Source organism: Porphyrobacter sp. YT40 (genome assembly GCF_006542605.1).
In the GTDB taxonomy this organism is placed as follows: domain Bacteria; phylum Pseudomonadota; class Alphaproteobacteria; order Sphingomonadales; family Sphingomonadaceae; genus Erythrobacter.
In genome coordinates, this window is record NZ_CP041222.1 from 2,660,822 (window position 1) to 2,682,409 (window position 21,588).

General features: G+C 66.5%; 21 protein-coding genes and 1 tRNA gene. 16 read left to right on the forward strand and 6 right to left on the reverse strand.

Features of this window, described 5'->3' with window-relative positions:
* The first annotated feature begins 20 nt into the window (after positions 1 to 20).
* Positions 21 to 707, forward strand: a complete 687-nt coding sequence (locus E2E27_RS12470) for a nitroreductase family protein (protein WP_141459605.1) — start codon at positions 21 to 23, stop codon at positions 705 to 707.
* Here the strand turns inward: E2E27_RS12470 and E2E27_RS12475 are convergent.
* Together E2E27_RS12475 and serB are read right to left on the reverse strand one after the other, a co-directional pair.
* Positions 704 to 1,546 carry a Coq4 family protein gene (locus E2E27_RS12475; RefSeq protein WP_141459607.1) on the reverse strand — a complete coding sequence of 281 codons (843 nt, stop codon included), beginning with the start codon at positions 1,544 to 1,546 and terminating at the stop codon, positions 704 to 706. The genes E2E27_RS12470 and E2E27_RS12475 overlap by 4 nt on opposite strands.
* 119 nt (positions 1,547 to 1,665) lie before the next feature.
* Complete coding sequence (serB, locus tag E2E27_RS12480; protein WP_141461866.1) at positions 1,666 to 2,550, reverse strand: phosphoserine phosphatase SerB; 885 nt, start codon at positions 2,548 to 2,550, stop codon at positions 1,666 to 1,668.
* On the opposite strand from serB, the gene miaA reads away from it, so the two are divergent.
* The 9 genes from miaA (at position 2,543) to leuA (ending at position 12,076) form a co-directional block, all read left to right on the forward strand.
* Positions 2,543 to 3,499 carry a tRNA (adenosine(37)-N6)-dimethylallyltransferase MiaA gene (gene miaA / locus E2E27_RS12485; RefSeq protein ID WP_141459609.1) on the forward strand — a complete coding sequence of 319 codons (957 nt, stop codon included), beginning with the start codon at positions 2,543 to 2,545 and terminating at the stop codon, positions 3,497 to 3,499. The two genes, serB and miaA, sit on opposite strands and share 8 nt — an antisense overlap.
* A gap of 199 nt (positions 3,500 to 3,698) precedes the next feature.
* Positions 3,699 to 5,444, forward strand: coding sequence for a biosynthetic-type acetolactate synthase large subunit (gene ilvB, locus E2E27_RS12490; protein WP_141461868.1), 1,746 nt, complete (start codon positions 3,699 to 3,701; stop codon positions 5,442 to 5,444).
* A gap of 16 nt (positions 5,445 to 5,460) precedes the next feature.
* The gene (ilvN, locus tag E2E27_RS12495; RefSeq protein ID WP_141461871.1) at positions 5,461 to 5,976 is read left to right on the forward strand and encodes an acetolactate synthase small subunit; all 516 of its coding nucleotides are present in this window, start codon (positions 5,461 to 5,463) and stop codon (positions 5,974 to 5,976) included.
* A 123-nt stretch (positions 5,977 to 6,099) separates the two neighbouring features.
* Positions 6,100 to 7,119, forward strand: a complete 1,020-nt coding sequence (ilvC, locus tag E2E27_RS12500) for a ketol-acid reductoisomerase (protein ID WP_141459612.1) — start codon at positions 6,100 to 6,102, stop codon at positions 7,117 to 7,119.
* Positions 7,120 to 7,137: 18 nt separating this feature from the next.
* Positions 7,138 to 7,737, forward strand: coding sequence for a DUF4329 domain-containing protein (locus tag E2E27_RS12505; RefSeq protein WP_141459614.1), 600 nt, complete (start codon positions 7,138 to 7,140; stop codon positions 7,735 to 7,737).
* A gap of 73 nt (positions 7,738 to 7,810) precedes the next feature.
* Positions 7,811 to 8,467 carry a YceI family protein gene (locus E2E27_RS12510; RefSeq protein WP_141459616.1) on the forward strand — a complete coding sequence of 219 codons (657 nt, stop codon included), beginning with the start codon at positions 7,811 to 7,813 and terminating at the stop codon, positions 8,465 to 8,467.
* Positions 8,468 to 8,510: 43 nt separating this feature from the next.
* The gene (locus E2E27_RS12515) at positions 8,511 to 9,659 is read left to right on the forward strand and encodes an alpha-hydroxy acid oxidase (RefSeq protein ID WP_141459618.1); all 1,149 of its coding nucleotides are present in this window, start codon (positions 8,511 to 8,513) and stop codon (positions 9,657 to 9,659) included.
* Between the two features lie 71 nt (positions 9,660 to 9,730).
* The gene (locus E2E27_RS12520; protein ID WP_141459620.1) at positions 9,731 to 10,189 is read left to right on the forward strand and encodes a hypothetical protein; all 459 of its coding nucleotides are present in this window, start codon (positions 9,731 to 9,733) and stop codon (positions 10,187 to 10,189) included.
* A gap of 207 nt (positions 10,190 to 10,396) precedes the next feature.
* Positions 10,397 to 12,076 (forward strand): 2-isopropylmalate synthase, encoded by a 1,680-nt coding sequence (gene leuA, locus E2E27_RS12525; RefSeq protein WP_141459622.1) that lies wholly within the window; start codon positions 10,397 to 10,399, stop codon positions 12,074 to 12,076.
* Here the strand turns inward: leuA and E2E27_RS12530 are convergent.
* A complete protein-coding gene (locus tag E2E27_RS12530) occupies positions 12,073 to 12,843 on the reverse strand; it encodes a hypothetical protein (protein ID WP_141459624.1) in 771 nt (256 codons plus the stop codon). The two genes, leuA and E2E27_RS12530, sit on opposite strands and share 4 nt — an antisense overlap.
* Positions 12,844 to 13,047: 204 nt before the next feature.
* Between E2E27_RS12530 and E2E27_RS12535 the strand changes: the two genes are divergently transcribed.
* The 3 genes from E2E27_RS12535 to E2E27_RS12545 all read left to right on the forward strand — a co-directional run bounded on the left by E2E27_RS12535 (position 13,048) and on the right by E2E27_RS12545 (position 16,144).
* A complete protein-coding gene (locus E2E27_RS12535) occupies positions 13,048 to 13,833 on the forward strand; it encodes a DUF2189 domain-containing protein (RefSeq protein ID WP_141459626.1) in 786 nt (261 codons plus the stop codon).
* Positions 13,834 to 13,993: 160 nt separating this feature from the next.
* Complete coding sequence (locus tag E2E27_RS12540) at positions 13,994 to 15,052, forward strand: amidohydrolase family protein (RefSeq protein ID WP_141459628.1); 1,059 nt, start codon at positions 13,994 to 13,996, stop codon at positions 15,050 to 15,052.
* Between the two features lie 87 nt (positions 15,053 to 15,139).
* Entirely contained in the window at positions 15,140 to 16,144 is a 1,005-nt protein-coding gene (locus E2E27_RS12545; protein WP_141459630.1) for an NAD(P)H-dependent flavin oxidoreductase, read from the forward strand.
* A 1-nt stretch (position 16,145) separates the two neighbouring features.
* On the opposite strand, the gene E2E27_RS12550 is transcribed toward E2E27_RS12545, so the two are convergent.
* The 3 genes from E2E27_RS12550 to E2E27_RS12560 all read right to left on the reverse strand — a co-directional run bounded on the left by E2E27_RS12550 (position 16,146) and on the right by E2E27_RS12560 (position 18,093).
* Positions 16,146 to 16,664 (reverse strand): AHH domain-containing protein, encoded by a 519-nt coding sequence (locus E2E27_RS12550; RefSeq protein WP_141459632.1) that lies wholly within the window; start codon positions 16,662 to 16,664, stop codon positions 16,146 to 16,148.
* Positions 16,665 to 17,354 (reverse strand): hypothetical protein, encoded by a 690-nt coding sequence (locus E2E27_RS12555; RefSeq protein ID WP_141459634.1) that lies wholly within the window; start codon positions 17,352 to 17,354, stop codon positions 16,665 to 16,667. It abuts the gene before it with no gap.
* A 241-nt stretch (positions 17,355 to 17,595) separates the two neighbouring features.
* On the reverse strand, positions 17,596 to 18,093 hold the full coding sequence (locus E2E27_RS12560; protein WP_141459636.1) for a flavodoxin family protein: 498 nt from the start codon (positions 18,091 to 18,093) through the stop codon (positions 17,596 to 17,598).
* Positions 18,094 to 18,177: 84 nt separating this feature from the next.
* Between E2E27_RS12560 and recJ the strand changes: the two genes are divergently transcribed.
* From recJ to E2E27_RS12575, 3 genes are all read left to right on the forward strand, one after another.
* Positions 18,178 to 19,977 carry a single-stranded-DNA-specific exonuclease RecJ gene (gene recJ / locus E2E27_RS12565; RefSeq protein WP_141459638.1) on the forward strand — a complete coding sequence of 600 codons (1,800 nt, stop codon included), beginning with the start codon at positions 18,178 to 18,180 and terminating at the stop codon, positions 19,975 to 19,977.
* A 112-nt stretch (positions 19,978 to 20,089) separates the two neighbouring features.
* Positions 20,090 to 20,164, forward strand: a tRNA-Glu gene (locus E2E27_RS12570).
* Positions 20,165 to 20,302: 138 nt separating this feature from the next.
* On the forward strand, positions 20,303 to 21,556 hold the full coding sequence (locus E2E27_RS12575) for a sensor histidine kinase (protein ID WP_141459639.1): 1,254 nt from the start codon (positions 20,303 to 20,305) through the stop codon (positions 21,554 to 21,556).
* Positions 21,557 to 21,588 lie beyond the last annotated feature (32 nt).

A 21,588-nucleotide genomic window follows, 5' to 3' on the forward strand; every position in this document is an offset into this window, starting at 1 on the left:
TCGAGGACATTTTCCTGCCGATGAACAGCCCGGACACTCTTCCCTACACGCTCCCACCCCTCCCCGATGACGAGGCCGTGGCGCGCGCGCAGAGCTTTGCCGCGCGCATGGCCCAGCGCCGCACCTGCCGGTGGTTCTCCGACGAGCCCGTGCCGCGCGGCGTGATCGAGGCCGCCATCGCCGCCGCCGGGAGCGCGCCTTCGGGGGCCAACCACCAGCCCTGGCACTTCGCAGTGGTCGGCTCGCCCAACACCAAGCGCGCGATCCGCGAAGCCGCCGAAGCCGAGGAACGGCGCTTCTACGGCGCCGACGGCAGTGACCCCAAGGCGGGAAAGCAATGGCTCGCGGCGCTCGGCCCGCTGGGAACGGATGCGGACAAGCCCTTCCTCGAAACCGCACCCTGGCTGATCGTCGTCTTCGCGCAGCGCAAGGGCGGGATTGCCGAGGACGGGCAGACGCAAAACTACTACGTGAACGAAAGCGTCGGGATCGCCTGCGGGCTGTTGCTGGCGACCCTGCACGAGGCGGGGGTCGCGACGCTGACCCACACACCCTCCCCCATGGGCTTCTTGCGGACGGTGTGCGGGCGCCCCGAGTGGGAAAAGCCGGTGATGATCGTGGTCGCCGGGCGGCCCGCAGCAGATGCCACGGTGCCCGCCCATGCGCTTATCAAGAAGCCGCTGTCCCAGATCGCCAGCTGGCTTTAGGCGGCCATAAGCTCCGGCTCGGCCGGGGTGCGGCTGGCGAGCAGGTTGTAGGGGTCGATCCCCTCGGCCTTCCACACGCGGTGGCACTCGCGATACTTCACCGGCTGCGGGATGCGCAGCGCGGCGCGCACATCCTCGAGCGGGCGTTCGAGCAGCTGGCGGATCGGCTGATCGATCAGCGGCGGCGCGCCCTTGCCGATACGATGCGCCTCGCGCACGGCACCGAACACCGGAGCCTTGGTGCCCTTCGCCGTCTTCTTGATGTTGGCCGCACCCGCATAGCCGATCAGCAGGTGCCCCTGGCTCGGCGACTGCCCGTGGGTGAAGAGCAGCACCGAAGCCTCGCCCAGCGCGTCACGGCCATAGCCGGTCAGGACGTGGAACATGTCATGCGTGTCGCGCGAGCGGTTGATGTACCACTCGACCAGATCGGGAAAGCGCGGTCGCCCGGCACGATCGCTTTCGGCGACGAGACCCGCGGCCGAGAGACCTTCGGCCTCCATGAAATCGCAATAGGCATGGGCAAGGCTGCCCTTGGGCGTACGGCGCAGGGCGGCGTGATCGTCGAGGATTTCGGGCAGGCTCGGCTCGGTCTCGCGCAGATAGGTTCCGCGTTCGGACAGGGCGAGCGCGGCGATGCGCGGCAGGAAATCCTTCGAGGGGAGCGATTCGAAGATGCGGAAGACGGCCGCGGTGTCTTCCTTGTCCTTCATCAGCATCTGGAAATTGCGGATCGCGCGAAGCGGGCGATACTTCGCCTGCGGACGATCAGGGTGCAGCAGCACCGTGCCGTCGGCGGAGAACATCCGGGTGTACTGGTCGCGGGCGATGTCGGTCATGCGGGCCATTCCTGTGCTGGGCCTCAGGGTATAGTCCGGGCTTGCTTACATGAATGTTAATAGCAGACTCGGTACCCGAATTGAAACCCTTTTTGCGGCCATCGGTTCCCGCCGCGCGATCAGGCCTCGCGCCAATCGCTGCGCGCAATGCCTAGCAGGCTGAGTACAGCAGTCAGATCTGCGTCGTCGACCCGGCCATTGGCGGCCGCGCGCGCCTTGGGCTTGGCGCGGTAGGCAAAGCCATAGGTCGCCGCCTCGATCATCGGGATGTCGTTGGCCCCGTCGCCTGTGGCGAGGCTGTGCGCCGTCTCGCCCAGCCCGGCCAGCTCCTCGCGCAGCACCGCCGCCTTGACCGCCGAATCGGTGATCGGGCCGACAAGCCCACCGGTCAGCCTGCCGCCTTCCACGGCCAGACGGTTGCCCACCACGCGGTCGAAGCCGAGCATTGCGGCGACCGGATCGGCGAAGTGATGGAACCCGCCCGTCACCAGCACGCTGCGCGTCCCCAGCGCGGCGAGCGTCGCCACCAGCGTCTTCGCCCCCGGCGTCGCGCGGATCCGCTCGGCAAGGCAGGAGGCGATTGCGCCTTCGTCCAGCCCCGCCAGCAGCGCCACACGCTCGCGCAAGGCCGCCTCGAAATCGAGCTCGCCCTGCATCGCGCGCTCGGTGATGGCGGCGATCTGCGGCTTCAGCCCGGCATAATCGGCCAGCTCGTCGATGCATTCCTGCCCGATCATGGTCGAATCCATATCCGACACGAACAGCCGGGGCACCGCGATTTTGCCCCTCGCAACCAGCATCGCAGGCGGCGCGAACACCGCGTCGATCGCGTCCAGCACCGCCGCCGGATCGCCCGAATCCAGATGCAGTTCGAGCACATCGTCATCGCCTTCGGGCATCGCCGCCGCGCTCAGCACCGCGCCCGCATCGGCCAAAGCACCCGCCAGCGCATCGAGACGCGTTTCACATTTACCTGTCTCTGCTATCAGCCGCGCCATGAGCATTTCTGTCACTCCCGAAAATCCGCTCGCGCTCATTGCAGGGCCGACCGCCAGCGGCAAGAGCGCGGTTGCGCTCGATCTCGCACGGCGGCTCGCGGCCGATGGCCGGCGCGGCGTCATCATCAATGCCGATAGTGCGCAGGTCTATGCCGATCTCCAGATCCTCTCGGCCCGACCCTCGGACGAGGAGATGGAGGAGGTCGAGCACCGCTTGTTCGGCGCATGGGACGGGGCCGAGGCCTGCTCCGCCGCCGCCTGGGCAAGCCGCGCCAAGGACGAGATCGCCGATTGTCATGAAGCGGGCGCAGTCCCGATCCTCGTCGGCGGCACCGGGCTTTATCTCAAGGTGCTGCTCGAAGGCATTGCCCCGATCCCCGCGATTGACCCCGCCGTGCGCGCGGCGGTGCGGGCGCTGAACGAAGGGGAAGCCCACAAGCTGCTCCAGATCGAAGACCCCGAACGCGCGGCGATGCTCGATCCCGGTGACACCCAGCGCATCGCGCGCGCGCTTGAGGTGAAGCGTTCGACCGGGGTAACGCTGGGTGACTGGCAGCTCGCCAAGTCCGGCGGGATCGGTGACGACGTGACGCTCCACCCGCTGATCGTCGAGCCCGAGCGCGCCTGGGTCTATGAGCGCTGCGATGCGCGTTTCGTCGCGATGCTCGATTCCGGCGCGGTGGCCGAGGTCGAGGCGCTGCTGGAGCGCGGGCTCGACACCGATCTGCCGGTGATGCGTGCGATCGGGGTGCCCGAAATCGCGGCGTGGCTGTCAGGCGAGATCGAATCCGAGGAGGTGATCGCGATGGGCCAGCAAGCCACGCGCAACTACGCCAAGCGCCAGTTCACCTGGTTCCGGCGCCAGCCCCCCGCCGACTGGCCGAGAGCACGCCCCGATTGGGAGTCCGAAAATATCGACATTGACGCACATTTTGCATCATTATTGCGCAAATAGGGGTTGACCTATCAGATTGTAACCTTTAGCGGCCTGTCACTCGGTCCGATGCGGTCCCCCCTGCATCGGGCCTGTTTTCTTTGTTACACCCCCTCGCCCCGCCCCTGCCCGCGGCGGCGACCCGATCAGATGGAGTGCCGCCGTGCCCGGTCAGCCGGACAAAGCCCCGAACAAGCCCACCTCGGACCCGGTCACCGCGATGAGCGGTGCGGCCATCCTTGTGCAGGAGCTGGTCGAGCAAGGCGTCGAGTTCGTCTTCGGCTACCCCGGCGGCGCGGTTCTGCCGATCTATGACGAGCTGTTCGGCGACGAACGCATCCGCCACATCCTCGTCCGGCACGAGGCGGGAGCGGCCCACGCGGCGGAAGGCTATGCCCGCGCCACCGGCAAGCCGGGCGTGGTGCTGGTCACCTCCGGCCCCGGCGCGACCAATGCCGTCACCGGCATTGCCGATGCGTGGATGGATTCGATCCCGCTGGTCGTCATCACCGGGCAGGTGCCCACCGCACTGATCGGCACCGATGCCTTTCAGGAGGCCGATACCGTCGGCATCACCCGGCACTGCACCAAGCACAATTATCTGGTGAAGGATCCGGCGGACCTCGCCGCGACGGTCAAGGAGGCCTTCCGCATCGCCACCACCGGCAGGCCCGGCCCGGTGGTGATCGACATTCCCAAGAACGTCCAGATCGCCGTGCCCTCTGAGCGCCGCGCGCTGACTCGCGCCGGATCGCACCGCTACGCGCCGCAGACCGTCGCTCCCGCAGAGCAGATCATCGAGGCGGTCGAGATGATCGCGAACGCCCAGCGCCCGATCTTCTACACCGGCGGAGGCGTGATCAATTCCGGGCCCGAGGCAAGCCGGTTGCTGCGGCAATTGCAGGACATCACCGGCGCGCCCGTCACCTCGACGCTGATGGGTCTGGGTGCGTTCCCCTCCCAGCACCCCGACTGGCTCGGGATGCTGGGGATGCACGGCACCTACGAAGCCAACATGGCGATGAACAAGGCCGACGTGATGGTCTGCATCGGCGCGCGCTTCGACGACCGCGTGACCGGGCGGCTCGACGCCTTTTCGCCGGGCTCGAAGAAGATCCACATCGATATCGACCGTTCCTCGATCAACAAGACCGTGCCGGTCGACCTCGGCATTGTCGGCGATTGCGGGACGGTGCTGGCACAGCTGATCGAGGCTTGGGGCAGCCGTCAGCCGAAGAACCTTGGCGAATGGAAGGCCCGCATTGCCGGGTGGCGCGCGCGCGAATGCCTCGCCTATCCTGAACGCAGCACCAAGAATCCGGGCATGATCATGCCGCAAAAAGCGGTCGAGCGGCTGCACGCCCTGACCCACAAGCGCAATCCGATCATCACCACCGAAGTCGGCCAGCACCAGATGTGGGCGGCGCAGTATTTCGGCTTTGAAGACCCGAACAAGTGGCTCACCAGCGGGGGCCTCGGCACGATGGGCTACGGGCTTCCGGCGGCGATCGGTGCGCAACTGGGCTTTCCCGATGCGCTGGTGATCGACATCGCGGGCGAGGCGAGCATCCAGATGAACATCCAGGAACTCGGCACTGCGAGCCACTATCGCCTGCCGGTCAAGATCTTCATCCTCAACAACGAATACATGGGCATGGTCCGCCAGTGGCAGGAACTGACCTATGAAAGCCGCTATTCGAACAGCTACTCCGACAGCCTACCCGACTTCGTGAAACTGGCCGAGGCTTACGGGTGGAAGGGCATCCGTATCACCGAGGAGCGCGATCTGGACGACGGCATCATGCGGATGCTCGACCACAACGGCCCGGTGATCGTCGATTGCCTCGTCGCGCAGGACGCCAACTGCCTGCCGATGATCCCGTCAGGTGCCGCGCACACCGAAATGCTGCTCTACGGCGACAAGGTCGACGGCACGATGGACGACGAAGCCAAGGCGCTGGTCTAAGGACACCCCCATGCCAATGAAAATTGCGGAAAGCCCTTCCGAGCGCCACGTTCTCGCCGTCACCGTCGATAACGAGCCGGGGATCCTCGCCAAGATCACCGGGCTGTTCACCGCGCGCGGCTACAATATCGACAGCCTCACCGTGGCCGACATTACCGAGGATCACGCGGTCAGCCGCATCACCATCGTCACCAACGGGCCGCCGCAGGTGATCGACCAGATCGAGGCGCAGCTCGAACGGCTGGTGCCGGTGCACAAGGTCACCGATCTTACCACCGCCGGGCCGCACGTTGAGCGCGAGCTGGCGCTGATCAAGGTCTCCGGCACGGGCGAAAAGCGTGTCGAGGCGCTGCGCCTCGCCGACATTTTCCGCGCGCGGCCGGTGGATACGACCACCGAAAGCTTCATTTTCGAGATCACCGGGCCACCCGACAAGGTCGACAGCTTCATCGCGTTGATGCGCGAGCTGGGGCTGGTCGAGGTCGGTCGCACCGGGATCGTGGGCATGATGCGCGGGGCGCAGGGGGCCTGATTTTTCTTCGTCACCCTGAACTTGTTTCAGGGTCCAGCGGTCCGAAAGCGCGGAGCGTGCGGTTCAATGGATGCTGAAACGAGTTCAGCATGACGGCTAATCTGGAATGAGGAAATTGTTGAAATGAAGGTTTATTACGACGCCGACGCCGATCTCAATCTGATCAAGCCCAAGAAGGTCGCCATCGTCGGCTATGGCTCGCAAGGCCACGCCCACGCGCAGAACCTGCGCGACAGCGGCGTCGCCGAAGTCGCCATCGCGCTGCGCGAAGGCTCGGCGACCGCGAAGAAGGCGGAGGACGCTGGCTTCAAGGTGCTCTCGAACACCGCTTCCGCGCAGTGGGCCGACATCATCATGATCCTCGCGCCCGACGAACATCAGGCCGCGATCTGGGAGAATGATCTGAAGGGCCACATGAAGCCCGGCAGCGCCCTCGCCTTCGCGCACGGGCTGAATGTCCACTTCGGCCTGATCGAGCCGCCCGCCGACATCGACGTCATCATGATCGCGCCCAAGGGCCCGGGCCACACCGTCCGCAGTGAATATGTGAAGGGCGGCGGCGTGCCCTGCCTTATCGCGGTGCATCAGGACGCGACCGGCAGCGCGCATGACGTTGCCCTCGCCTATGCCTCTGCCGTCGGCGGCGGGCGTTCGGGCATCATCGAAACCAACTTCCGCGAGGAATGCGAGACCGACCTGTTCGGCGAGCAGGCCGTGCTGTGCGGCGGGATCACTCACCTGATCCAGGCGGGCTTCGAGACGCTGGTCGAGGCCGGTTACGCCCCCGAAATGGCCTATTTCGAATGCCTCCACGAAACCAAGCTGATCGTCGACCTGCTCTATGAAGGCGGGATCGCCAACATGCGCTATTCGATCAGCAACACCGCCGAATATGGCGACATCACCACCGGCCCCCGGATCATCACCGATGAAACCAAGGCCGAGATGAAACGCGTGCTCGCGGACATCCAGTCGGGCCGTTTCGTGAAGAACTTCGTGCTCGACAACCGCGCGGGCCAGCCCGAACTCAAGGCCGCGCGGAAGCAGGCCGAAGCGCACCCGATCGAACAGACCGGCGCTAAGCTGCGCGCGATGATGCCGTGGATCAGCGCCAACAAGCTGGTCGACAAGGCCAAGAACTAAAGCCAAAGCAACGGCCTGATGTTCGAAGGCCGCAATGCAAAATGGATCTACGCCGCGATCGCCATCCTCTGGGTGGCGATCGTCGTGCGTCTGGCCTTCAACGTCAAAGGGCCCGAGGATTTCGTCGTCACCGTGACGCAACCCGAGGTGCAGGCCTTCGCCCGCACCCGGCTCGAGGCGATGCAGGCGCAGTCCATCGCCGAGAATATCGAGCTGTGCGCGATCATCTTCGAGGACAACGAAGGCGCGCTCGACGCGACCCCGGTGCACGAAGGCGACGAGGGCACCTGCGACCTGCGCTATTTCGACGAGCCCGGCATGGCCCCGGTCGCCAGCATCCACACCCACGCCGGGTTCGATGCGAATTACGACAGCGAAGTCCCCTCGATGCTCGATCTCGAAAGCGATATCGAAAGCCGGATGGACGGCTATGTCGCTACCCCCGGCGGGCGGCTGTGGCGGATCGACTGGCAGGCCCCGCGTGCGGTGCAGGTTTGCGGCGAGGGCTGCCTGACGCAGGATCCCGCCTATCGCACCTGCCCGGATGATCCCATCGCCGCGAGCTACTCCGCCGCCCAACTCGCCGCGCGCAGCCGTCGAAGTATCGTGAAATGCTGATCCGCCGTGCGCCCGCAGGAACCACCGGCGGGGGCGGGAATTGATCGCCTGAACCAACAGGAGGATTCCCTCAATGATCCGTTATGCCCTCGCCGCCACCGCCACCGTCCTTGCCGTAACCGGAGGCATCGCCGCCGCGCCCGCGATCTTCGCGCAAGGCGCGCCGCAGGTTCCCGGTGTGGCCGACCCGGCCCGCGTGACCGCCGGAACCTACAGCGCCGATTCCAACCACTCGCTGATCGCGTTCGAGGTCAATCACTTCGGCTTCAACGATTACTACGGCCTGTTCGGCGATGTGGCCGGCACGCTGGAACTCGATCCGGCCAATATCGCCGCAGCCAAGGTCGACGTGACGATCCCCATCGCCAGCGTCACCACCGCCAGCAAGGGCCTGACCGATCACCTTCTGCGCGCGGGCAAGGAGGGCGGCAAGCCCGACTTCTTCGGCGCCGCCCCCGCACCCGCCCGCTTCGTGTCGACCAGCGTCGAGCGCACCGGCGACATGACCGCGAACATCTCCGGCAACCTCACGATGAACGGCGTGACCAAGCCCGTCACCTTCGAAGCCGAATTCACCGGCGCGGGCACCAACCCGATGAACAAGAAGGAAACCGTCGGCTTCGAGGCCGAAACCACCATCAAGCGCTCGGACTTCGGCGTGAATTACGGCATCCCGATGGTGAGCGACGAGGTCGAACTCGACATCTCGGTCGCGTTCGAAAAGCAGTAAGAGCGCACTCGACAGCGATTGAGCGATCGGGCAGGCGCTGACAATGCGCCTGTCCGATTGCCACAATATCGACGATTTCCGAAAGCTCGCGAAAGCGCGGCTGCCCTTTCCGGTGTTCGACTATATCGACGGCGCAGCTGATGACGAGCTGACCAAGGCGCGCAACACGGCCGCCTTCGACAGCGTCGATCTGGTGCCGGACGTGTTGGCAGGTGTCGCCGAGATCGACACGTCCTGCACGATCCTCGGCCGCAAGTCCGCTCTCCCCCTGATGCTCTCCCCCACCGCCGTCCAGCGCGCCTTCCACTGGCAGGGCGAGACGGCGGTCGCCAGAGCCGCCGAGAAATTCGGGCTGTGGTTCGGCATCTCCAGCCTTGCGACGCGCAGTATCGAGGAGATCGCCGCGCTTACCACCGGGCCCAAGCTGTTCCAGCTCTACGTTCACAAGGACAAGGGGCTGAACGATCACATGATCGCGCGCTGTCAGGCCGCAAAGTTCGATGCGCTGGCACTGACGGTGGACACCATCGTGTCCGGCAAGCGCGAGCGGTGCCTGCGCAGCGGCTTCACCACCCCGCCCCGCTTCACGCCCGCCAGCATCCTCAGCTACGCCACCCGCCCGCGCTGGACGCTAGACTACCTGCTGCGCGAAAAATTCCGTCTGCCCAATCTCGATACCCACGTCGCCGAAGGCACGGGCAAGGCGGTGAGCATCGCCGAATATTTCAACACCATGCTCGACACCTCGATGGATTGGGACACCGCTGCGGCGATCCGCCAGCAATGGGGCGGCACCTTCGTGTTGAAAGGCGTGATGAGCGCTGCCGACGCGCGCCGCGCGGTCGACATCGGGGCGGATGCGATCATGATCTCCAACCACGGCGGGCGGCAGTTGGACGGCTCCCGCGCGCCCTTCGACCAGCTGGCCGAGATCGTCGATGCGGTCGGCGGCCAGATCGAGATCATCTGCGACGGCGGCGTGCGACGCGGCACCCATGTGCTGAAGGCGCTGTGCAGCGGTGCGAGCGCGGCCTCGGGCGGGCGGCTCTATCTCTACGCATTGGCGGCGGCTGGTCAGGAGGGCGTCGAGCGCGCACTCGGCATCCTCAAGGACGAGATCGAGCGCGGGATGCGATTGATGGGGGTAACGCGGGTGGACCAGCTTACCCCCGACCGGCTGCGTCATCGCTGAACCGGCTTGTCACGCTCTTGTCATTTGCGCTTGGCTTAGGGACGCCGCAACCTTCTTTCGGAGACTCGTCGATGATCCGCTCTGCCGGTCTTTGCCTCAGCCTTGCCGCGCTCATGCTCTCCGCTTGCGGGAGCGAGCCTGCCCAGCCCGGCAATGATGCCGAGGATTTCGCCGCCCGGATCGGCGGCGCGCAGGCAACCCCCGCGCCGGGCACCGCGCCAGCGCCCGCCGCGACCGCGACGCCACAGATCGCCCAGCAGCTCCCCGGTGCCGCCCCCGGCCCCTTCGCGCGCGGAACGCTGACCGATCCCGCCTCGGCCACCTGCGGCGCACCGCTGATGGGGCCCTTCATCGGCAAGCTCGCCGATCAGACCACGCGGGCGGAGATCGCCAAAATGCTCGGGCGCACCGAGAACCTGCGCTTCGTCGCCTACGGGTCGGCGGGCAACGTCAATCCCGACCCCACCAACCCGCGCCTGTCGATCATGCTCGACGCGCAGAACATCATCCGCGACGCGCGTTGCGGGTGACGACGCGGGCAATCGTGGCCATTCCCGGCTTGCGCGCTGCGCAATAATCGGCAATGAGGCTGGCCATGACGGGACACGGACTTTCGCTGCTGCTTCGACTTATGCGCCCTTGGGCGTAGGCAGCCGCGCGCGAACAGAAGCGCGGCCGCCCCTCCCAAGGGTGACCTGCCGCAGACTTCCCATCCCTCTCGCGACGAGCCTTCTTCCATGCCCATGCTCCGTGATCCTTCCGCCAAATATCGCCCTTTCGGCCAGATCGATCTGCCTGATCGCCAGTGGCCCTCGAAGCTGATCGAGACAGCCCCGCGCTGGCTTTCGACTGATCTGCGCGACGGCAACCAATCGATCATCGATCCGATGGACGCGGTGAAGAAACGCCGCTTTTTCGACCTGCTGGTAGAGGTCGGCCTCAAGGAAATCGAAGTCGGCTTCCCCAGCGCAGGCGCGACCGAGTTCGACTTCATCTCGGGCCTCGTGACATCCGACGCTATCCCCGAAGACGTGATCGTCCAGGTGCTCACCCAGAGCCGCGAGGATTTGATCCGCACCAGCTTCGCCAGCCTCGAAGGCGCGCGGGCGGCAATCGTGCATCTCTACAACGCTGTCAGCCCCGCCTGGCGCGACATCGTCTTCCGCATGAGCCGCGAGGAGGTGAAGGCCATCGCCGTCGCCGGCGCCAAAGTCATGCGCGATGAAGCGGCGAAGTATCCCGGCACCCAATGGCATTTCCAGTATTCACCGGAAACCTTCTCCACCGCCGAACTCGATTTCTCCATCGAGGTGTGCGCGGCGGTGATGGAGGTGCTCGCCCCCACCCCCGAACGCCCGATCATCCTCAACCTGCCCGCCACGGTCGAGGCGGCGACGCCCAATATCTACGCCGACCAGATCGAATATTTCGGCCGCCACCTGCCCAATCGGGACAGCGCGGTGATTTCGCTCCACACCCACAACGACCGCGGCACCGGCGTTGCGGCGGCGGAATTGGGCCTGATGGCGGGCGCCGACCGGGTCGAGGGCTGCCTGTTCGGCAATGGCGAGCGCACCGGCAATTGCTGCCTTGTGACGATGGCGCTCAATCTCTACACGCAGGGTGTGGACCCCAAGCTCGATTTCTCGGACATCGACCGGGTGATCGAGACCGTTACCTATTGCAACGACCTGCCCGTCCACCAGCGCCACCCCTATGGCGGCGAACTGGTCTACACCGCCTTTTCCGGCAGCCATCAGGATGCGATCAAGAAGGGCTTCGAAGCGCGCGAGACGCAGAACGACGAGCAGTGGCGCGTGCCCTATCTCCCCATCGATCCGGCCGATCTCGGGCGCTCCTACGAGGCGGTGATCCGTGTCAATTCGCAGTCCGGCAAGGGCGGGTTCGCCTGGGTGCTGGAGAAGGATCAGGGCCTCAAGCTGCCCAAGCGGATGCAGGCCGATTTCTCGAAGCACGTGCAAGCCATGGCCGACGAGTTGGGCCGCGAACTCAACGCCGCGGACATCTGGGATGCCTTCCGCCGCGCCTACCACGTCAAGACCCACCCCAAGCATTTCCAGCTGGTGCGCTACGAGGAAAGCCGTGCGGCAGACGGCACGCGCATCTTTGCCGGCACGATCGCGGTCGACGGTGCCGAGCAGAGCGTCTCGGGCCGCGGCAACGGCCTTATCTCCAGCGTGATGGGCACCCTGCGCGAGGCTTTCGGCGTCGAGCTGGAGGTGGCCGACTACACCGAGCACGCGCTCGGCAGCGGCACCGATGCGCGCGCGGCGGCCTATCTCGAATGCCGCGCCGCAGATGGCCGCACCATCTGGGGCTGCGGGATCGACGAAGACATCGCCACCGCCAGCGTGCGCGCAGTGCTGTCAGCGGCAAACAGCGCGGTCGCGCCTTAGAAACCCTGCGCGCGCTGCTTCTCGCGCTTGGCCGCCGCCTTGGCGTGCGCTTCGTCAATCGACAGCAGCGTCGCCTTGAAGCTCAGCGGCGAGAAATAGAGCGGGCACTGCGCCATCTCGCCGTCGGTGCGCTTCCAGGTCGCCGTGATAGCCTGCTGCGGATCGGCGTTAGCCAGCGTCTCGAACAGGTCGCTATCGACCCGCAGACGCGCATAGGCAGTGCTGAAGCAAGGCTTGGTCTGATCGAGTATATCGCCAGAGCAAAATCCGATCTCGGACGCGGTTTCGAGCGGAATGGGAAGGATCACATCACCGCGCTTCAGATAGATCTCGGCAACGTCGTTGCGGCGGGTGATGGTTGATCCGTTGCTGTAATTGGTGTTGCTGACCACCATGAAATAATTTCTGGGCCCCTCCAGCGGCTGAGCGATCTCGGCAAAGGTATGGTCGTCCTTGTATCGGGCAATGCCGAGAACCTTTCTGGCATAGAGATTTTCCGAAGTGACCCGCGCCCCTGTCACAGGGTTGCGCGGCTCGATCACGCTCGGGCTTTCGTAATTGATGTCCGCACCGACCTTGCCCAGCGCCTTTTTCAGGGTCAGCTGCGGGAAGCGCTTGGCGAAGGCTTGCGGCGGTGCGCAGTCGGCATAACGGGGGTGAGCGGGGTCGCGCGGATCGGCGGTCGCTTGCGTTCCGGCCGGGGCGGCCGCAGCCGAACCCCACGAGATCAGAGAGCTGGCGAAAGCCGCCATCGCGATGAATTTCATGAACTGCGCCCCCGGCAGATTATGGCCCTGTATCAGCGGTATGTCACACCCCGCCGGTATAGGAAACAAGGGAAATGCAAGTAGCGGGCCAGCCTGCAATCGGGCAGCGGCACCGTGGCAAGCGGCGGCCTGTCAGACCCGCTTGCGTGCCGTGCCATTTGCGCGCAATCTCTGCGCGGCGCAGCAGGAGAGGGCAAGGCGCAGATGGAAACGATCGGACAAAGCGGCCCCCTCGACGCGCCGCTGCCGCCACCGCAGGTTGCGGGTGATCTGACGCTGGCCGACCTCGCCGCCGCGCTCGGCGCAGGCTGGCAGGATTTCCGCGCCATGCCGCGCTTCGGGCTGTTCTTCGGCGGGGTCTATGTGATCGCGGGCGTCGCGATCGGGTGGCTGACCGTTGCGGGCGGCAACCTCACCTGGTTGATCCCGGCGATTGCGGGCTTTCCGCTGGTCGCGCCCTTCATCGCCGTCGGCCTCTACGAAGCGAGCCGCCGCCGCGCTGCGGGTGAGCCGCTGGGCTGGCGCGCGGTGCTCGGCGCATTGAAGGGGCATGGCGATGACCAGATCCTGTCGATGGGGGTGATCGTCTTCGTCGCCTTTGCCTTCTGGATGATCGTTGCCCATGCCATCTTCGCGGTGTTCGTGGGCGAGAGCGGAATGGGACGAGACCCGCTTACCGCGCTCGTGACCCCGCCGGGCCTCGCGATGCTGGCGGTCGGCAGCGCGGTGGGCGGCGCGATGGCCTTCGCCTTCTACGCGATGACCGTCATCAGCCTGCCGTTGTTGGTCGACCGCCAGCACGATTTCCTCACCGCGATCATCGCCAGCCTGAAGGTCGTGCGACGCAATGTCGCGGTGATGCTGGCCTGGGCCGCGATCATCGCCGCGCTGCTGTTCGTGGCGATGCTGCCGGGCTTTCTCGGCCTGCTGGTCGCCCTGCCCGTGCTGGGACACGCGACCTGGCACCTCTACATGCGCGCGGTGGACTGAGCGCGTTTCCTACACGCGGGCGATGCTCTATCGATGGGGACATGACGGCGAACCATTCACCCGTTAGGCCTGACACGAAAATGGTGGAACGGGGCAGCGGATTTCTGTTCTCTGGACAGTGTCTCATCTGTCTCCAACACACGCCAAAGGGGAGAGAAACATGAACGAAACCGCCGCGCCCGAATCGGTTCTCGAGCCCGATCTGCCGATCATCGATCCGCACCACCACCTGTGGGATCTGCGCCCGATGCTGGGGATGTTCCCCGAGCCGCATCACCCGTTCATCGCCGCGCTGGTGCCCAATGCGCACTACACCTTCGACCAGCTCCACGCGCATATCGCGGGCAGCGGGCACAACATCGTCGGCACGGTCTTCATGGAGTGCGGGGCCTTCTACAACGGCGCCTATGGCGATGCGCTGAAGGTGGTCGGCGAGGTCGAATATGTGAACGGCGTCGCCGCGCAGTCGGCGAGCGGGCTCTATGGCCCGGCGCGTTATTGCGCAGGGATCGTCGGCCATGCCGACCTTGCGCGCGGGAGCGCTGCGGGCGACGTGCTCGATGCGCTGCAAGCCGCCTCGCCGCGCTTCAGGGGCATTCGCCATGCGGCAGCGTGGGATGCCGATCCGGCCGTGCTCGGCCCGCCGTTCCATCATCCCGAGGGTCTCTACCGCGATGCGACCTTCCGCGAGGGCTTTGCCGAACTCGGCAAGCGCGGGCTGACCTTCGATGCCTGGCTACTCGAGCCGCAATTGCCCGACCTGATCGATCTGGCGCGCGCCTTTCCCGATCAGCCGATCTGCCTCGACCATTGCGGCACGCCGCTGGGGGTGGCGGGATACAAGGGCCGCTTGCACGAACGCTTCGACGAATGGCGGCGCAATATCCGCGAACTGGCCGCTTGCGAAAACGTGGTGGTGAAGCTCGGCGGGCTCGCCATGGCCTTCTGCGCCCTGCCCGAAGATGGCCCCTGCGCCGGGCACGGGTCGGAGCATCTTGCGGCGCTGTGGCGACCCTATGTCGAAACCTGCATCGAGGCTTTCGGACCAAGCCGCGCGATGTTCGAGAGCAATTACCCGGTCGACTACTGGGGCGCGGATTACAGCGTGCTGTGGAACGCCTTCAAGCGCCTCGCCCGCAGCGCGAGCGCCGACGAGAAGACCGCCCTATTCAGCGGCACCGCGGCGCGGTTCTACGGCTTGGAGGATGTGCTCGGCTGACGCGACGGCACTCGCAAAATCGCGCTTGGCAGGTTTGTAGCCGGCGCTAGAGACGCAGGGCGAGACACAAGTTTTGAGGAGAAACCGATGCCCCTTCCTGCCCCGTTCGATCGCCTGCGCTTGCCGCTGATCGGATCGCCGCTGTTCATCGTCTCGGGCCCCGAGCTGGTGATCGCGCAGTGCAAGGCGGGGATCATCGGCAGCTTTCCGGCGCTGAACGCCCGGCCGCAATCGCAGCTCGACGAGTGGCTCCACCAGATCACCGAGGAACTCGCCGCACACAACCGCGCGAACCCCGATCGCCCCGCCGCGCCCTTCGCGGTCAACCAGATCGTCCACAAGACCAACGACCGCGTCGATGCCGACATGGCAACCTGCGCGAAGTGGCAGGTGCCGATGGTCATCACCTCTTTGGGCGCGCGCGAGGACATCTACGCTGCTGTGCGGGGCTGGGGCGGCGTGACGATGCACGATGTCATCAACAACCGCTTCGCCCACAAGGCGATCGAGAAAGGCGCGACCGGGCTGATCCCGGTGGCGGCAGGGGCTGGCGGGCACGCTGGCGCGCTCTCGCCCTTCGCCTTGATGCAGGAAATTCGCGAGTGGTTCGACGGGCTGGTCGCGCTCTCGGGCAGCGTCGGTCACGGGGCGACGATCCTTGCAGCGCAGGCCCTGCGCGCCGATTTCGCCTATTGCGGCAGCGCCTTCATCGCCACGAAGGAAGCGAACGCCGCCGATGGCTACAAGAACGGTATCGTCGATGGCTCGTCCGAAGGTATCGTCTACACCAACCTGTTTACCGGAGTGCACGGCAACTACCTGCGCTCCTCGATCGAGGCGGCGGGGATGGACCCGGACAACCTCCCCGAAAGCGATCCCAGCAAGATGAACTTCGGTAGCGGCGGCAACACCAAGGCCAAGGCGTGGAAGGACATCTGGGGCTCGGGTCAGGGGATCGGCACGATCAAGGAAGTCGGCACGGTGGAAGACCTCGTCGCCCGATTCGAGCGCGAGTACCACGCCGCCAAGGCGCAGCTCGCCGCCAATTCGGGCTACACGTCGTGGGCGGCGATGGCCGAAGCGGCGGAGTAAGTCAGTCCGCCGACCACAGCGCCTCGGCCATCGCGTCGAGCTCGCTGAAGTCGAAGCCGGTGCCAACCGGGTCCCTGCGATTGAGCAGCACCCTGCGGCGCTGGGCCAGCAATTGGCGCCGCAACGCGCCTTGCAGCAGGTGGAGCCGCAACAGCGCCTCGGCCAGCGCGGCCTCCTCGTCGATCAGGTGCGCGGCCGCCCAGCGCCGCTCGATCCGGCCGACGCGGGCGATCACCACCTCGTTGTAGCGGCGGTGCGGCCCGCGGTGGAGCGGCATCCCGGTGCGGATGGTGGCCTGCTCGGTCGCGGGCAGCAGCAACCCGTTGCGGCGGAAGTCGTCGAACCCCACCTGCACGCGGCCCACAATGGCGAACATCGCGCCGAAGCAGCGCTCGGACAGCAGCTGGCGCGGCAGCAGGTGATGGCGTTGGAGCGTGGGATCGTAGCCGGGGAGGCTCCGCCGGTTGACCGAGCGGAAGGCAATGGTCGTCAGAGGCTGCGCGTGACCCCAGGCGCGCATCTATTCGCGCCACACCCCGATCATCGCCCGCCCCGGCGCTGGACGCAGCACCAGTGGGGTGCCGTCGGGCGCGGTGATCCGCTCGTCCGCGTCGAGCCCGCCGGCGAGCACGAGATGATTGACGATCCGCACCCCGAGCCGTGTCGCCACCACGCGGTCGGCACTGAGCGGCGGCTCGATCCGCAGCTCCTGCCCGATCCAGAAGGAGAGGCCGGTGCTCTGCAGCGCTCCGTCCGGAGTCTCGATGAAGGCGGTGAGCCCGAGCGCCGGGAATGGCCCGCCCGCCAGCCAGGCGCTGATAACAGATTCGAAAAAGCGCCGCCCGATCGCGCTGCCCGCCGGGCCCCAGCCCACCGCCAGCAGATCGTCGAAGTGGCGCACCAGATCGCAGCCCAGCCCCAGCATCGCGCGATTGACCGGGAGGCTGTGGCCACCCGCCGCCAGATGCGGGCCGCAGCGCAGCACCAGCGCCTCGTGCGTGTCGGGGCCGGGCATGGCAGGCAGATCGAAGCGGTTCGCGATCGCGGGAAAGGGACTTGCCGACCCCGGAGCCAAACCGCTCAGGTCGAAGGTCAGGCCATCGCGCAGCAGCTCGAGCCAGTGCTGCTGACCGGCCCATAGCGCTGCGCCTTGCGCGGCCTGATCGGCTTGCGCGGCAACATCGGAAGAAGGATCATGGCTGATGGACACCTCATGCTGACGGGCGACAAACGACCGGATCGCACCGCGATCGGGCCGCTTGCCACGGGCAAACAGCAGGTGCAGCTCGGCATCATCAGCGCGCCGCGACTTTATAATTTTTCAGCCCCCCCTCGTAACGCGCCCGAAGCCGGTGGCCGAAGCCGGTGGATTATCAGCGATATCGTTTGCAGCTTTTGCTGCCCAACGTCGAGTCCCCAATGGCTCGACACATCCCAATTTGGAGCAATCTCTAGAACACCCCAAGTCGCAGCCCTTCGGCCAGTGCCGCGCCGATTTCATGGCAGAGTTTCAGCGCCTTGGGCGGCACCTGCTTGGGCGCGAGAATCGCTTCGGGGGTCTGCGCGGCGAGGTTCACGATCAGGGGATCGGCCACCCGGCGCAGGCGCCATCCGGTGACGATCCGGTCGATCTGACGCTGCGCCCCCTCCCCGTCCGAACCGGCCGCGATGAGCGTGGCATAGGGGCGCCCCTCGATCCGTCCGAGGCAGGGGTAATAGGCGCGGTCGAACATCTCCTTCATCATCCCGCTCATGCTGCCGAGATTTTCCGGACAGACGAAGACGTAGCCCGAGGCCGAGAGCAGCTCGTCGGGCGTTGCGTCATCTGCGGCCACCAGCCACGCCGCGTTCCCCGCCCCCTCGGCCGCCGCGCGCGCCATGGCGGCGCTGGCACCGGTGCGGCTGTGCCAGACGATCAGCAGGCGGGGTTCGGGCGCGGCCTCGGTCATGCCCGCGAGGCTGGCCCGCGCGCCTGTCGATTGTCAACCGCGACCACCTGTCAGCCGCGCCGCGATTGCGCTAGGACGGTGCCCATGGCCACAAACCCCATTTCCGCTCCCGGTCTCGCGCCGGTTCTCGGCGTTGCCGCCTCGCTGTCGGGCAAGGCGTGGCGCTGGCGCGGGGGGAATATGGAACTGGGCGAGGATGTGCACGGCCTGACCCATTCGATCCTCGATCAGCTGCTGCTGACCCGCGGCGTGGCGGAGGACGACCTCGCCCGTCACGCCCAACCCACCTTGCGCGCTTTCCTGCCCGACCCTTCGACCTTCCGCGACATGGATTCCGCCGCCGAGCGTCTGGCCCGGGCGGTCATGGCGGGCGAGCGGGTGACGATCTACGGCGACTACGACGTCGACGGCGCGACCAGTGCGGCGCTACTGGTCGAACTGCTGCGCCAGCTGGGGCTGGAGGCGGGCTATTACATCCCCGATCGCCTGCTCGAAGGCTATGGCCCCTCGGGCGAGGCGCTGGTGAAGCTGGCCGAAGCCGGATCGCAGCTGATCGTCACCGTCGATTGCGGTGCGATGGCGCACGAGGCGCTCGGCATGGCCCGCGCGGCCGGCGTCGACGTGATCGTGGTCGATCACCACAAGTGCTCGCCCGAGCTTCCGCCGGCGCACGCGCTGGTCAATCCCAACCGGCTCGACGAGAGCGACCTTGGTGCGGCCCACGGGCACCTCGCAGCGGTGGGCGTGGCCTTCCTGCTCGGCGTCGCGCTGGTGCGGACGCTGCGCGCGCAAGGCTGGTTTGCCGATGGTCGCCGCGAGCCGGAGCTGATGGGCCTGCTCGATCTGGTAGCCTTGGGCACGGTCGCCGATGTCGCCGCTTTGCATGGCCTCAATCGCGCTTTCGTGGCGCAAGGGCTGAAGGTTCTCGCCCGGCGCGAGCGGATCGGGATGGCGGCGTTGATGGATGCAAGCCGTCTCGCCCGCGCGCCGCAATGCAGTGACCTCGGCTTCGCGCTCGGCCCACGCATCAATGCGGGAGGACGGATCGGCGAATCGACCCTCGGCGTGCGGCTGCTGACAACCACCGATCCCGAAGAAGCACGCGCAATTGCCGCCCAGCTCTCGCAATTGAACGAAGAGCGCCGTGCGATCGAGGCGATGGTGCAGGAAGCCGCCGAGGCGCAGCTGGCCGGGCAGCACAATATGGCGGTGCAGGTGCTTTCGGGGCACGGCTGGCACCCCGGCGTGATCGGGATCGTGGCGGGCCGGATCAAGGAGAAGACCGGCAAGCCCGCCGTGGTGATCGCCTTGGAAGAGGCGCAGGGCAAGGGCTCCGGCCGGTCGATCAGCGGGGTCGATCTGGGCGCGGCGATCATCGCCGCGCGCGAGGCCGGGTTGCTGGTCGCGGGCGGCGGGCACGCGATGGCGGCAGGGCTCACGATCGACCCGGCGCGGATGGCCGATTTCGCCGAGTTCCTCGACACCCGCCTCGCTCGCGATGTCGAGCGCGCGCGGGCCGGGGCGGCGATGCTGCTCGATCTCGCGCTCGCCCCCGGAGGGCTGACGCCCGAACTGATCGAAACGCTCGATGCCGCAGGGCCCTACGGCGTCGGCTGGCCCGCGCCGCGCGTCGCGGTGGGGCCGGTGCGGATCGTCAAGGCGGATATCGTCGGCAAGGATCACGTCCGGCTGATCGCCAGCGGCAGTGACGGCAAGAGCTTCAAGGCGATCGCCTTTCGTGCGGCGGAAAGCGAGATGGGTCAGACCCTGCTCCACCGCCACCAGGGCCGCCGCTTCCACCTCGCCGGGCGCGCCAAGATCGACGACTGGGGCAGCCGCCCCGCCGCCGAGCTGCAACTGGAAGATGCCGCCTTCGCCGATTGAACGCGCGCCCGCGGGGCACGACGTTCCTGCGAAATTTTTCGCGGCCCGATGCGCAAACGAGGCTTGACCGTCCCGAAACACCCCCCTAAAGGCGCGCTCTCGCAATCGCGACGGCCCCTTCGTCTAGCGGTTAGGACGCGGCCCTTTCACGGCTGAAACACGGGTTCGATTCCCGTAGGGGTCACCATCCTCCAGGGTGGTTGAACAGGGCGGCAGGCTTCGGTCTCGCCGCCCTTTTTCTTTGCGCCGGTTCGGGCTGCGGTTTTTCATGACAAGCAGGCGCCTGCGCTTTCCTCGCCCGCGGCTTGGTTGTAAGGCCGCGCGCATGGGCAGCAGCCAGACCTTTCCCATCGCCGGCATCAGCCTTGCGGCGGTGACCTTTGCGGCGCTGCTGATGCTCGGCATCGATGTGGTGATCGCGCTGGCGGTGCTGACGGTGTGGGTCGGATCGCTGCTGGTCGCCGCGGGCCGCCCGCCCGAGCCGCCCAAAGCGAAGACGAAGGCGCGCCTTACCCTCGAATCGATCAGCGACCTGATCGAGAATTCATCTATCCCGCTGGTCATCACCGATCGCAACACCATCGCCCTTGCCAACAATGCCGCGCGCCGGATGCTGGGGCCGCACGTTATCGGACAGGACACGCGCGTCGCGCTGCGCAATCCCGAGGCGATCTCGCTGCTCGGCGACAATGCCCAGAACGAGGCAATCGTGCGTGGTTTGGTGCGGCGCGGGGACATCTGGCAGATCAATCGCCAGATGATCGACGAGCGGATGGCGATTCTCGAATTCATCAACCAGACCGCCGAGGCCGACATCAGCCGCGCGCACACCGATTTCGTCGCCAATGCCAGCCACGAGCTGCGCACCCCGCTCGCGGCGATCCTCGGCTATGTCGAGACCTTGCAGGAAGGCGACGGCAAGCTCGACACGCCGACCGCGCGCAAGTTCCTCGGCATCATCGAGCGCGAGGCGCAGCGGCTGCACGCGCTGGTGAGTGATCTCATGAGCCTCAGCCGGGTCGAGGCGGAAAAGCACGATCTGCCCACCACCCGCATCGATCTGGCCGCACTGGTCGAACGCGCCGCGCGCGATGCGGCGGGATCGAACCGGATCGAACGGCTGGTGCTCGACATTGCGGCAGAGCCGGTCGTGCTCGGCGATACCCAGCAGCTGGAACAGGTGGTGCGCAACCTCGTCGACAATGCGCTCAAATATGGCGCGGCGGATGCGCCGGTGACCGTGGAGCTCAATCTGGCGCAGGGCGATCTGGCGCGGATCGCGGTGCAGGATCAGGGCGAAGGCATCGCGCCCGAACAGATCCCGCATCTCACCCGCCGCTTCTACCGCACCGATCCGGGCCGCAGCCGCGCCTCGGGCGGGACCGGGCTGGGCCTTGCCATCGTCAAGCATATTGTGGAACGCCATCGCGGGCGGCTCGACATCACCAGCACTCTGGGCAAAGGCACCCGCGTGGTGGTGCGGCTGCCGCTGGCCGAGCCCGAAGCGCAGGCTGCCGACAGCCCGCCAGAGACCGATCAGGAGGCCCCGCGCGCGCCGGAAACCGAACAACTGTCATAAACCTGTCTTATTTGTTCAACATGGGCCCGTCA